We start from the raw sequence: 11,736 nt of genomic DNA, 5'->3' as shown, positions 1-11,736 counted from the left end.
TCACTAAGGAAGACGCTCGGCGAGCAGCCGATGGTTGCTCGCCGTCACGACCTTTTCACGGAGAGGTGCGAAGGGCCGAGAAGAAGCTCCCCGCGACGGCCGAGGCGTTGTAGTTCTTCGACAGCACCGCCACGGCCAGATCGCCCTGCCAGCCGACGAACCAGGTCAGCTGGTTGCCCGCCGTCGCCGTCACGCCGTAGACCTTGGCCTGCTGCTGCGCCAGCGCCGGCGTGCTCAGCGCGCCGGCCCGCATCATCGTGGTCAGCGCCGTGCGCACCTTCGCGTCCATCGGCACGGGGTCGGGCTGGACGATTGGCGCCTTGTCGGTGGCGGCGTCGGACGACTTGGGGTCGGTGACGAGCACGGGCGGACGCCAGGTGCCGGACGCCACCGCCGCCCCGACCAGCGCCATGCCGAGCGGGCTGACCTGGACGTTCTGGCCCGCGATCGCCTTGGCCTTGTCGGCGTCGCCGGCCAGCGACGGGAACGAGCCGTTGAACGACCTCAGCGGCAGCCGCCACGACTGCCCCACCCCGAACGCCTCCGCGCTCTTGCGCAGGTCGTCGGCCTTGACCCGGCGGGCCAGCGAGGCGAGCGCGGTGACGCAGCCCTTGGCGAAGTTCTCCTGGAAGGTGCCCGACGTGTTGGCGCCGAGCTGCCCGGCGTGCACGAACCTGGCACCGCCGACCGTGCGCTCGGCCGGGCAGCTCAGCCGCTGCTTGGGGCTCACCCCGGCCTTGAGCAGCGCGTCGGCCGCCACGATCGAGAACGCCGTGCCGGCGGGGAACTTGCCGGCCAGCGCGTCCTTCTCCTGGTGCATGCCCTTGGTGGCGACCGCGCGGATCTCGCCGGAGTTCTTGTCCACCACGACGAGCGAGCTGGTGGCGGAGTCGGCCACGGCCTGCTCGGCGGCGGCCTGCACGCTGCGGTCGAGGGTGGTCTTGACCGAGACGTTCTGCCGGCCCGGCCACTCCTTGAGCCGGGCGACCTCCTTGCCGGTCTTGAGGTCGAGCGTGATGACCTTGGTCTCCGTGGAGCCGGTCAGGTAGTTCTGGTAGGCCTGCTGCAGGCCGCTCTTGCCGACGGAGTCGCCGGCCCGCTGGGGGCCGCCGAGCTTCTGCTCGGTCTCCGGGGTCAGCGCGCTGACGGTGCCGACGATCTGCCGGGGCGCGTCGGGGTTGACCGGCTGGTCCTGGGGTTCGACCTTGATGCCGGGGATGTTGAGCTTGCTCTGCAGCGCCTGGTAGCGCGCGCGCCCGAAGGTCACCAGGGGCACGAACTTGTCCGGCGGGGACGACCTGATGCGGCTCAGCAGCCGGTCCCGGGCGTAGTCGGTGATCTCCGACAGCTTGTCGACGACCTCCTCGGCCCGGTCGCCGAGCTGGGCGGGGTAGACGCCGGCGACGTAGAGCACGGTGTCGGTCTGCAGCGGGTCGCCGGTGCGGTCGACGACCGGCTGGCGCGGGTTGGGCCCGATGTCGACCGCGAAGCGCTCGCCCTCCTTGAGCTGGGGGTGCAGCACGGACGGCGACCAGCGCACCTTCCACGAGCCGTCCACCAGGTGCAGCGGCAGCACGCCGTCGTACTCCCAGAGCGGGTTGTTCTCGCCCAGGTCGACCTCGGCGCGGAAGTCGGCCTTGGACTCCTCGCCGGTCACGGTGACGCTCTTGATCTTGAACCGGAAGGAGGCCGCGTCGAGCTCCAGCTTGGCGTCCGACAGGGCCTTGCGTACGGTCGCCTGGTCGCCGTCGGTGCGGCCGGCGGCCAGGTCGTAGTCCTCGCTCTGCCAGCCCACGAGGAAGTCGCGCACCGCGTCATGCGGTGACGGCTCCTCGAAGCAGCCGGTCAGCGTGGTGCACGCGATCGCCAGGGTGACGGTCGCGGAGAGGGTGCGGCGGGCGCGTCTCATCGCTGGCGGTGTCGCGCCTCTCATCGGTTGCGGTAGCGCAGGGCGCGGGCCATCTCCCGCTTGGCCTGCTGCTCCGCCAGCGTCTGCCGCTTGTCCCAGTCCTTCTTGCCGCGGGCCAGGCCGATCTCGACCTTGGCCCGGCCGTCCTTGAAGTACAGCGACAACGGAATGATCGTCAGCCCGCCCTCCTTGGTCTTGACGGCGAGCTTGTCGATCTCCTTGCGGTGCAGCAGCAGCTTGCGCTTGCGGCGGGCGGCGTGGTTGGTCCACGTTCCTTGCGCGTATTCGGGGATGTGCACGTTGAGCAGCCACGCTTCGTCACCGTCGATGCTGGCGTAGCCGTCGACGAGCGAGGCGCGGCCCTCGCGGAGCGACTTGACCTCGGTGCCCTGCAGCACGAGCCCCGCCTCGAAGGTGTCCTCGATGTGGTAATCGTGCCGAGCGCGTTTGTTCTGGGCGATGACCTTCCGCCCGGTCTCACGTGGCATGCTTCGACTTTACCGGCGTTCCGTCACACTCTGAGGTATCGGCGGAGGGTGACGAACGACGCGAGCACACAGATCACCACGCCGATGATCATGGTGAAGGTGATCGTCTGCGCCACCGTGTCCCAGCCGAGCTGCGCCGTCGGGCCGCCGACGAAGCGGCCGAGCTCCTCGAACAGCATGACCTTCGTGACGATCAGGATGACCGCCGCGAAGACGCCGCCGATGAGACCCGCGATCACGCCCTCCATGATGAAGGGGAGCTGGATGTAGAGGTTGGAGGCGCCGACCAGCCGCATGATGCCGGTCTCCCGCCGCCGGTTGAACGCCGACAGCCGGACGGTGTTGCCGATGAGCAGCGCGGCCGCCAGCACCAGGATGATCGCGACCGCCAGCGCGTAGTAGGCGAGCTTGTCGAGCATCTGGAAGAACGGCCCGACGAGCTGCTTCTGGTCGGTCACCTGGGAGACGCCGGGCTGGCCCTGGATCGCCTGGATGACCGACGCGTAGTTGTTGGGGTCGGCCACCTTGATTCGGAACGAGGTCGGCATGTCCTCGACCTTGGTGGCCTTCACCAGGGCCTCGTTGGAGGCGAAGGCCGCTTTGAAGTTCTCGTAGGCGGACGCCTGGTCCTCGTAGAAGACCTCCTTGACGCCGGGGGTGCCCTTGAGGTGCTCCTGGAGCTTGTTGGTCTGGGCCTGCGTGATCGCCTTGCCGTTGCAGGTCTGCACGGCCGAGCCCTTGGTGCACAGGAAGACCGAGACCTCGACTTTGTCGTCCCAGTAACCGCGGATCAGACCGACCTGGGCGTTGATCATCAGGCCGACGCCCAGCATCGCCATTCCGACCGCCACGGTGATGACCACCGCGATCGTCATGGTCAGGTTGCGACGGAGGCCGATCCAGACCTCGGAGAAGATGAAGTTCGCCCGCATGTTCTGTCTACAGCTCCCTGTCAGTACGCCTGGCCGTAAACGCCACGCGACTGGTCACGGACGATCTTGCCGTCCTCCAGCTCCACGACACGCTTGCGCATGGAGTCGACGATGGCCGCGTCGTGTGTGGCCATGACGACCGTGGTGCCAGTCCTGTTGATGCGGTCGAGCACCTTCATGATGCCGATGCTCGTCGCGGGGTCGATGTTGCCCGTGGGCTCGTCGGCCAGCAGGATCATCGGCCTGTTGACGAACGCGCGGGCCATGGCGACGCGCTGCTGCTCGCCGCCGGACAGCTCGTCGGGCATGCGGTGGGCCTTGCCCTCCAGGCCGACCAGCTCGATGACCTCGGGCACGACCTTGCGGATGAACCGCCGGGGCTTGCCGATGACCTCGAGCGCGAACGCCACGTTCTCGTAGACGTTCTTGTTCGGCAGCAGCCGGAAGTCCTGGAAGACGCAGCCGATGCGGCGGCGCAGGTGCGGCACCTTGAAGTTGGAGAGGCGGGCCAGATCCTTGCCGGCGACGTGGATCGCCCCGGAGTTGGGCCGCTCCTCCTTGAGGACCAGGCGCAGGAACGTGGACTTGCCTGACCCCGAAGGGCCGACGAGGAACACGAACTCGCCCTTGTCCACGTCGACGGAGACGTGGTCGAGAGCGGGCCGGTTCTGGTTGGCGTAGACCTTGGTGACATTATCGAAATGGATCACGAGAGCATCACGGCATGCCAGTCTAGGGGTCAGGACGGAAGCGAGGGTGGCACATGCCCACTTCCCGCCACCGGCCACTCGGCGGCCGTCGCTTTACCAATGATCGACGTTCCGATTGGCCAGACGACAGTCTAGGGGGAAGACTGGCATGGAACGTCCATAACGGAAACAAAACGATTGTGCGGCTAGACTTGGGGCTGACATGAGTTGCGAACACCTCGTATGCGCGCAGTGCGCCCACCCCGTCATCGAGGGCCGCTGCCCGCTCTGCCGCGCCAACCGCGAGCGGATGCACCAGCACGGCTTCGCCGGGCTCCCGCCCGCCCTGATCGCCGTGCTGCTGGTCGTCCTGCTCTTCGCGACGCTCGCGGCCGAGCACCTGGTCGTCCGCTAGGCGGATCGCCCAGGACGGGCCGCTCAGGACGGGCGCTCAGCCCGCCCGCTCATCCCGGGCGGCCGGGCCTCACTCGGCCGCGCCCGACTCCTGGCGGCGCATCCACCGGATCTCCGACTCGATGAACTCGTCGAGGTCGCCGTCGAGCACCGCCGTCGGGTTGCCCGCCTCGGTGCCCGTGCGCAGGTCCTTGACGATCTGGTAGGGGTGCAGCACGTAGTTGCGGATCTGCGTGCCCCACGACGTGGTCGTGGCGCCCCGCAGCTCCGACATCTTCTCGGCCTCCTCCTGCCGCTTGCGCTCCAGCAGCTTGGCCTGCAGGACCGCCATGGCGGTGGCGCGGTTCTGGAGCTGCGAGCGCTCGTTCTGGCAGGAGACCACGATGTTGGTCGGCAGGTGGGTGATGCGCACGGCGGAGTCGGTGGTGTTGACGCCCTGGCCGCCGGGGCCGCTGGAGCGGTAGACGTCGACGCGGATCTCGTCCTCGTTGATGTCGATGTGGTCGGTCTGCTCGACGACCGGGACGATGTCGACCCCCGCGAACGAGGTCTGCCGCCGCCCCTGGTTGTCGAACGGGCTGATGCGGACCAGGCGGTGCGTGCCGTGCTCGCCGCGCAGCGTGCCGTAGGCGTAGGGAGCCTTGATCGTGAAGGTGGCCGACTTGATGCCGGCCTCCTCGGCGTAGGAGGTGTCGTAGACCTCGGTGGAGTAGCCCTTGCGCTCGGCCCACCGGAGGTACATGCGCAGCAGCATCTCGGCCCAGTCGGCCGCGTCGACGCCGCCGGCCTGCGCGTTGATGCTGACCAGGGCCTCGCGGGCGTCGTATTCGCCCGACAGCAGGGTGCGGACCTCCAGCGCGCCGATGTCGGACCGCAGCGACTCCAGCTCCTTGTCGGCCTCGGCGCGCGTGTCGGCGTCGCCCTCCTCGGCCGCGAGCTCGTAGAGGACGCCGAGGTCGTCGAGCCGGCGGGCCACGCCGTCGACGCGGTTGAGCTCGCCCTGGAGATGGGAGAGCTTGCTCGTCACCTTCTGGGCCTGCTCGGGGTCGTCCCAGAGGTCGGGCGCGGCGACCTGCTGCTCCAGCTCCTCGATCTGCTTGCGCATCGCGTCGAGGTCGAGCACGTCCTGGATGCTGCGGAGCGTGCCCGCGAGCTCGTTGATCTCTTCTGCCGGATCGATGCCTGCCACGTCTCCCAAGGGTACGCGACCGTCGCGGGCCCGAATAACATGGCGAGGTGCGTGCATACGGGCGACGGTGGCTCCTGGCGCTCGCCGCCGGCGTCCTGGCCGGGGCGGGCGCCTGCTCGGCCGACGCCGCGCCGCCCCCTCCGACCAGCTCCGCCGCCGCTGTGTCGACCACGCCCACGCCCTCGTCGTCGCCCTCGCCGAGCCTGGTCGCGGTCACCAAGGCCGAGGCCGCCGAGGTGTTCACCGAGATCACCGCCACCGACGACACGCTGCGCGTCAAGAGCGACCTCGACGGCCGTCTGCGCATGGCGGTCGACCTCACGACCGGCGGGCAGACCCCGCTGAGCCTCGCCGCCTACCTGTCCACCGACTATGCGCCGCCCCGCTACCGATGGGGCGCGCCCGCCCTCTTCGTGCCGAGGTTCAGGCCCGACGAGCAGGCGCCCTGGTTCACCGCCCTCGCGACCCGCGACGGCCGGCCGACGCTGCTGACCTTCGCCAGGTCCGACCGGTGGCGGCTGAGCTCGGTGGCCGAGCTCCTGCCCGGCCAGAAGCTGCCGGAGGTCGCCGAGGACGCCGAGGGCTACGCCACGGCGCTGGCTCCTGACGACAAGAGCGTGACCATCAGCCCGCAGTTCATGCAGCCGGTGCACGCCAGCGTGGCCGAGACCGGCTCGTCGGGCGTGACGGCCGGGCTGGTGGCGGCCGGCCCCTACACCACCGAGGTGGCCGAGCAGATCGCCTCGCTGCGGGAGCAGGCGAAGGCCGACGGCTTCAGCTACGACTCCATCTTCAGCGCCGACAGCTTCCCCGTGTACGCGCTGCGCACCGCCGACGGCGGGGCGCTGATCCAATACTCGCTGTCGCGCACGACGACCACGACCACCAAGACGGCCGAGGACGACTACATCCCGGTGCCCGACGCGGCCCGCTGGGCGATCAACTCGACGGTGCTGCGGCGTACGCTGCGGCTGGTCGAGACGCACCAGTACGCCACCGCCGTCCCGCCCATCGCCAAGGCGGGGGCGGCGGCCGTGATCGCCCACGACGGGGGCCTCACGCGCGCCACCGGCACGTGAGCCCCCGGGCGCGGCGCCGCCGCGCCCGGGAGTCCGGTGACTACGCCTCCGTGTAGGGGAGGTTGCTGGCGGCCACCAGCGTGCGGACGGCCCGCAGCGCGACCGACAGCGTGGCCAGGTCGAAGTTGTCGCTCTCCCAGATCTCCGACAGCGTCTGCCTGGCCCGCGAGACGGCCGCCGAGTTGGCCTCCGACCAGCGGGCCAGCCGCTCCTCGGGCGCCAGGCCCGGCTCGCTGTGGGCCAGCACGTCCTGGGTGAGCGAGGCGTGCGCGGCGTACAGGTCGTCGCGCAGCGCCGAGCGGGCCATGGAGTTCCAGCGGTTGTCCCTCGGCAGCGCGATCACGCGCTCCCGCAGGCGGGCCAGCTGGAGCCGGTCGGCCAGGTCGAAGTAGACCTCGGCCACCTCGCTGACCGGCCGCTCGCTGAGCGAGGCGATCTCCACCAGGTCGAGCGTGGAGTAGGCGGGCACCATCCCGGCCACCCGCTCGGCCAGCTCCTGCGGAACGCCGCGGGCGAGGAAGGCGTCGCGGCGATCCTCGTACGCGGCCAGGTCGGGCCCGGTGAGCAGCTTGGGGATGTGGGCGAGCAGCCCGTTGACGCCCTTGATGAAGAAGCCGGCCGACCCGGCGAGGTCGAGCGGCGGCCGGCGGTTGGCCAGCAGCCAGCGGGTGCCCCGCTCGACCAGCTTGCGCGCCTCCAGCAGCATGGCGATCTGGGTGGCGGTGTCCACCTGGTTGTCGAGGGACTCGACCGCCCGGTAGAAGCTCGGCAGGTCGAACAGCTCGCGCGCGACCAGCCAGGCCCGCACGATGTCGGGCGCGGAGGCGCCGGTCTCCTCGCCGAAGCGGTGCATGAACGTGGTGCCCATGGAGTTGACCAGCTCGTTCACCACGCAGGTGGTGATGATCTCGCGGCGCAGCGGGTGCGCGTCCATGTACGGGCGGAACCGCTCCCGCAGGGCCGACGGGAAGTACGAGACCAGCCACGACTCCAGGTAGGGCTCGTCGGGCAGGTCGGATCCCAGCACCTCGGCGTCCAGCACCAGCTTGGTGTAGGCGAGCAGCACCGAGAACTCGGGCGAGGTCAGCCCGAGCCGCGCCTGGCGGCGCTCGGCCAGCGTCTTGTCCGAGGGCAGGAACTCCAGCTCCCGGTTGACCAGCCCCTCGCGCTCCAGCCGCCGCAGGTAGCGGGAGTGGATGTGCAGCATCTCGACGGCCTGGGCGCGGGCGGCGTCGAGGACCACGTTCTGGGCGTGGTTGTCGCGCAGCACGAGCTGGGCGACCTCGTCGGTCATCGAGGTGAAGACCTGGTTGCGCTGCTTGTCGGTCAGCTCGCCGTCGCGGACGACCTGGTCGAGCAGGATCTTGATGTTCACCTCGTGGTCGGAGGTGTCGACGCCGGCCGAGTTGTCGATGAAGTCGGTGTTGACCAGGCCGCCGTCGCGCGCGAACTCGATCCGGGCGAGCTGGGTCATGCCCAGGTTGCCGCCCTCGCCGATGACCTTGCAGCGCAGGTCGGCGGCGTCGACGCGGAGCACGTCGTTGGCCTTGTCGCCGACGTCGGCGTGCGACTCGGACGACGCCTTGACGTAGGTGCCGATGCCGCCGTTCCACAGCAGGTCGACCGGGGCCTTGAGGATGGCGCTGATCAGGTCGGTGGGCGCCATCGAGGTGACACCGGCCGGGATGCCGAGCGCCTCGCGCATCTGCGGCGTGATCTGGACGGACTTCGCGGATCGGGAGAAGACGCCGCCGCCCGCCGAGATCAGCCCGGGGTCGTAGTCCTCCCAGGAGCTGCGCGGCAGCTCGAACAGGCGCCGCCGCTCGGCGTAGGAGCGGGCGGCGTCGGGGACGGGGTCGACGAAGATGTGCCGGTGGTCGAAGGCGGCCACGAGGCGGATGTGCTCGGACAGCAGCATGCCGTTGCCGAACACGTCGCCCGACATGTCGCCGATGCCGACCACGGTGAAGTCGGTGGTCTGGGTGTCCACGCCCGTCGTGCGGAAGTGGTATTTCACCGACTCCCAGGCGCCGCGCGCGGTGATGCCCATGGCCTTGTGGTCGTAGCCGATGGAGCCGCCGGAGGCGAAGGCGTCGCCGAGCCAGAAGCCGTACTCCTTGGCCACCGCGTTGGCGATGTCGGAGAAGGTGGCGGTGCCCTTGTCGGCCGCGACGACGAGGTAGGTGTCGTCGCCGTCGTGCCTGACCACGTCGCGCGGGGGCACGACCTTGCCGTCCACGAGGTTGTCGGTGACGTCCAGCAGGCCGGAGATGAAGGTGCGGTAGCAGGCGATGCCCTCGGCCATCAGCTCCTCGCGGGTGCCGCCCACCGGAGGACGCTTAACGACAAATCCACCTTTAGACCCAGTCGGGACAATAACGGTGTTTTTCACCATTTGCGCCTTGACCAGGCCCAGGATCTCCGTCCGGAAATCCTCCATCCGGTCCGACCACCGCAGACCGCCGCGCGCCACCTTCCCGAACCGGAGATGCACGCCTTCCACCCGCGGCGAGTAGACGAATATCTCGAACTTCGGCCGCGGCAACGGCAGCACGCTGATGGCCTGCGGGTCGAATTTGAGAGATATGTACGTTTTGCGGTGCCCATCCACCGTCTGGAAGTAATTGGTGCGCAAGGTCGCCTGAATCATCTCCAGGTACGCCCGCAGGATGCGGTCCTCGTCCAGCGAGGCCACCTCGTCGAGCGCGCCCAGGATCTCCTCGTTCAGCGCGTCCACCAGGTCGCACCGCACGTCCTCGTCCCGCCGCGGGTCGAGCCGCGCCTCGAACAGGTTGACCAGCAGCCGCGCCAGCCGCACGTTGCCGGTGAGCACCTTCTCCATGTACGGCTGCGAGAACGTGCTGCCCGCCTGCCGCAGGTATTTGGCGTACACCCGCAGGATCTCGACCTGCTCCCAGGTCAGCCCGGCCCGCAGGATCAGCGCGTTGAAGTCGTCGGCCTGCACCCGCCCCGTCCACAGGGCGCGCAGGCCGTCCTGGAACAGGCGCTTGAAGTCCTTCCTGTCCACGTCGGCCGACGGGGTGTAGCGCAGGCCGAAGTCGTAGATCCAGGCGTTCTTGGTGGCCGGGTCGTTGTCCCGGTCGACCTCGTACGGCCGCTCGTCCACGACCTCGACGCCCAGCCGCTGGATGAGGGGCAGCGCGTGGGACAGCGAGATGGGCGAGCCGATCTTGTAGATCTTGAGCCGCCGCTCCCCCTCGGCCGCGTCGTACGGCTCGTAGAGGTTGATCCCGACCTCGCCGCCGTCGCCGCCCGCGACCAGCTCCTCCAGGCGGCGCAGGTCGACCACGGCCACCTTGGGCGGGAAGTCCGCCTTGTAACCCTCAGGGAAGGCGGAGGCGTAGCGGCGGGTGAGCGCCGGCGCCTCCTCCTCGGAGGTCATCTCGGCCAGCGCGACCGCCAGGTCGTCCTCCCAGGAGCGGGTGATGGCGGCCAGGCGCGCCTCCAGCTCCTCCACGTCCACGCGCGGCGGCGGGAGCTGCTTGCCCCGCTCGCCCCGCACCACGACGTGCAGGCGGGCCAGCGACGACTCGCCGATCATCGCGCTGTAGTCGAGCGACCGGCCGCCCAGCGCCTTGAGCAGCACTTCCTGCATCTTCAGCCGGACCTTGGTGGTGTAGCGGTCGCGCGGCAGGTAGATGAGGCAGGAGATGTAGCGGCCGTAGTCGTCGCGGCGCAGGAACAGCTTGACCTGCTTGCGCTCGCGCAGCCGCAGCACGCCGAGCGCGATCGGCAGCAGCTGCTCGACCGAGGTCTGGAACAGCTCGTCGCGCGGGAACGACTCCAGGATCTCGATGAGGTCCTTGCCGTCGTGGCTGTCGGGGGCGAGCCCGGCGCGTTCGAGCACGTCGGCCAGCTTGCGGCGCAGCACCGGGATGCGGGAGATCGACTCGTTGTAGGCCACGTGGGTGAACAGGCCGAGGAAGCGGCGCTCGCCGATGACCTCGCCGTCCGGCGAGAACATCTTGACCCCGATGTAGTCGAGGTAGGCCGCCCGGTGGACGGTGGCCCGCGAGTTGGCCTTGGTGATGATCATGAGCTGCTTCTCGCGCGCCTTGGCCCGCACCTCGGGCGGCAGCACCGAGAAGCTCTCGGAGCCGATCCGGTCGTCGCGCAGGATGCCGAGCGCCGCGCCCGGCAGCGCCCGCAGCGCCTCGCCCCGGTCGGTGTCCTCCAGCCGGTACTCCCGGTAGCCGAGGAAGGTGAAGTGCCCGTCGGCGAGCCAGCGCAGCAGGTCGATGCTGTCCTCGACCTCGGCCGGCTCCAGCGGCGGCGGGCTCATGCTGAGGTCCTCGGCGACCTGGACGGCGACCGCCCGCATCTTCCTGAAGTCCTCGACCGCGTGGCGCACGTCGGTGAGCACCCGCTGCAGGTCGTTCTCCAGCGCCTTCAGCGCCGCCGGGTCGGCCTGCCTGTCGATCTCGATGTGGATCCAGGACTCGACCAGCATCTGGCCGGTGACGTCCTCCTGGCCACGGCCCAGCATGCGGCCCGTCATGTCCCTGCGCACCCGCATCTGCGGGTGGACCAGCAGGTGGATGCCGAGGTCGTGCCGGTCCAGCTCCATCGTCACCGAGTCGACCAGGAACGGCATGTCGTCGGTGACCACCTCGACCACCGAGTGGCCGGGGTCCCACCCGTTCTCCTCGATGGTGGGGGTGAAGGCGCGGACCACGGCCCGGCCCTGGGGACGCTGCTCGGCGAGCTGGCGCTGCGACATCGCGGGGCCGTACACGTCGACGGGGTCGCGGTGCAGCAGGTCCTCGGGGGCCACGTGGCGGTAGTAGAGCCGCAGGAAGGAGAGCGCCTCCTCGGTGATCACGTGTTCACTGCTCGCCACGCAGTGCTCGGCCGCTCGCTGGAGCAGCTCGTCCTTGGCCTCGTCGAGGGGCATGTCAGGTCTCACTCCTTTGTGAGGGTTGGCCGGGCCGGATACGGCCAGGCTCTTGTTCCCGGGACAGCGGGAAGTAGTAGTGCGGGCGCGTACGGACCCGCGGCAGGCCCTGCCAGCAGGG

The 11,736-nt window shown here is 69.6% G+C and carries 8 protein-coding genes; 2 read left to right on the top strand and 6 right to left on the bottom strand.

Translation table 11 applies throughout. From position 1 onward, the window contains the following. Positions 1–55: 55 nt before the first annotated feature. Genes AC27IY_RS43420 through ftsE form a run of 4 tightly spaced genes read right to left on the bottom strand, consistent with a single transcriptional unit; the run spans position 56 to position 4,039 of the window. Positions 56–1,909: a penicillin-binding transpeptidase domain-containing protein gene (locus AC27IY_RS43420; RefSeq protein ID WP_487181577.1), complete on the bottom strand. Its 1,854-nt coding sequence runs from the start codon at positions 1,907–1,909 to the stop codon at positions 56–58. A gap of 20 nt (positions 1,910–1,929) precedes the next feature. Beyond that, entirely contained in the window at positions 1,930–2,397 is a 468-nt protein-coding gene (smpB, locus tag AC27IY_RS43415) for an SsrA-binding protein SmpB (protein ID WP_344210087.1), read from the bottom strand. Positions 2,398–2,420: 23 nt separating this feature from the next. Beyond that, positions 2,421–3,329 carry a permease-like cell division protein FtsX gene (ftsX, locus tag AC27IY_RS43410; protein ID WP_344210089.1) on the bottom strand — a complete coding sequence of 303 codons (909 nt, stop codon included), beginning with the start codon at positions 3,327–3,329 and terminating at the stop codon, positions 2,421–2,423. A 20-nt stretch (positions 3,330–3,349) separates the two neighbouring features. Then, positions 3,350–4,039 (bottom strand): cell division ATP-binding protein FtsE, encoded by a 690-nt coding sequence (ftsE, locus tag AC27IY_RS43405; RefSeq protein WP_020541427.1) that lies wholly within the window; start codon positions 4,037–4,039, stop codon positions 3,350–3,352. A gap of 202 nt (positions 4,040–4,241) precedes the next feature. On the opposite strand from ftsE, the gene AC27IY_RS43400 reads away from it, so the two are divergent. Next, positions 4,242–4,433, top strand: a complete 192-nt coding sequence (locus tag AC27IY_RS43400) for a hypothetical protein (protein ID WP_449948134.1) — start codon at positions 4,242–4,244, stop codon at positions 4,431–4,433. 69 nt (positions 4,434–4,502) lie between these two features. Here AC27IY_RS43400 and prfB read toward each other — a convergent pair whose 3' ends face one another. Continuing rightward, complete coding sequence (prfB, locus tag AC27IY_RS43395; RefSeq protein ID WP_329584571.1) at positions 4,503–5,621, bottom strand: peptide chain release factor 2; 1,119 nt, start codon at positions 5,619–5,621, stop codon at positions 4,503–4,505. A gap of 47 nt (positions 5,622–5,668) precedes the next feature. Here prfB and AC27IY_RS43390 point away from each other — a divergent pair, with 47 nt between their 5' ends. Beyond that, positions 5,669–6,700, top strand: a complete 1,032-nt coding sequence (locus AC27IY_RS43390) for a DUF8094 domain-containing protein (protein WP_487181576.1) — start codon at positions 5,669–5,671, stop codon at positions 6,698–6,700. Between the two features lie 40 nt (positions 6,701–6,740). On the opposite strand, the gene AC27IY_RS43385 is transcribed toward AC27IY_RS43390, so the two are convergent. Then, a complete protein-coding gene (locus tag AC27IY_RS43385; RefSeq protein WP_423474273.1) occupies positions 6,741–11,615 on the bottom strand; it encodes an NAD-glutamate dehydrogenase in 4,875 nt (1,624 codons plus the stop codon). Positions 11,616–11,736 lie beyond the last annotated feature (121 nt).

The organism is Nonomuraea sp. B208 (assembly GCF_057536035.1).
The sequence above is the reverse complement of the archived record's forward strand: the minus strand, read 5'-3'. Positions and strand labels throughout refer to the sequence as shown.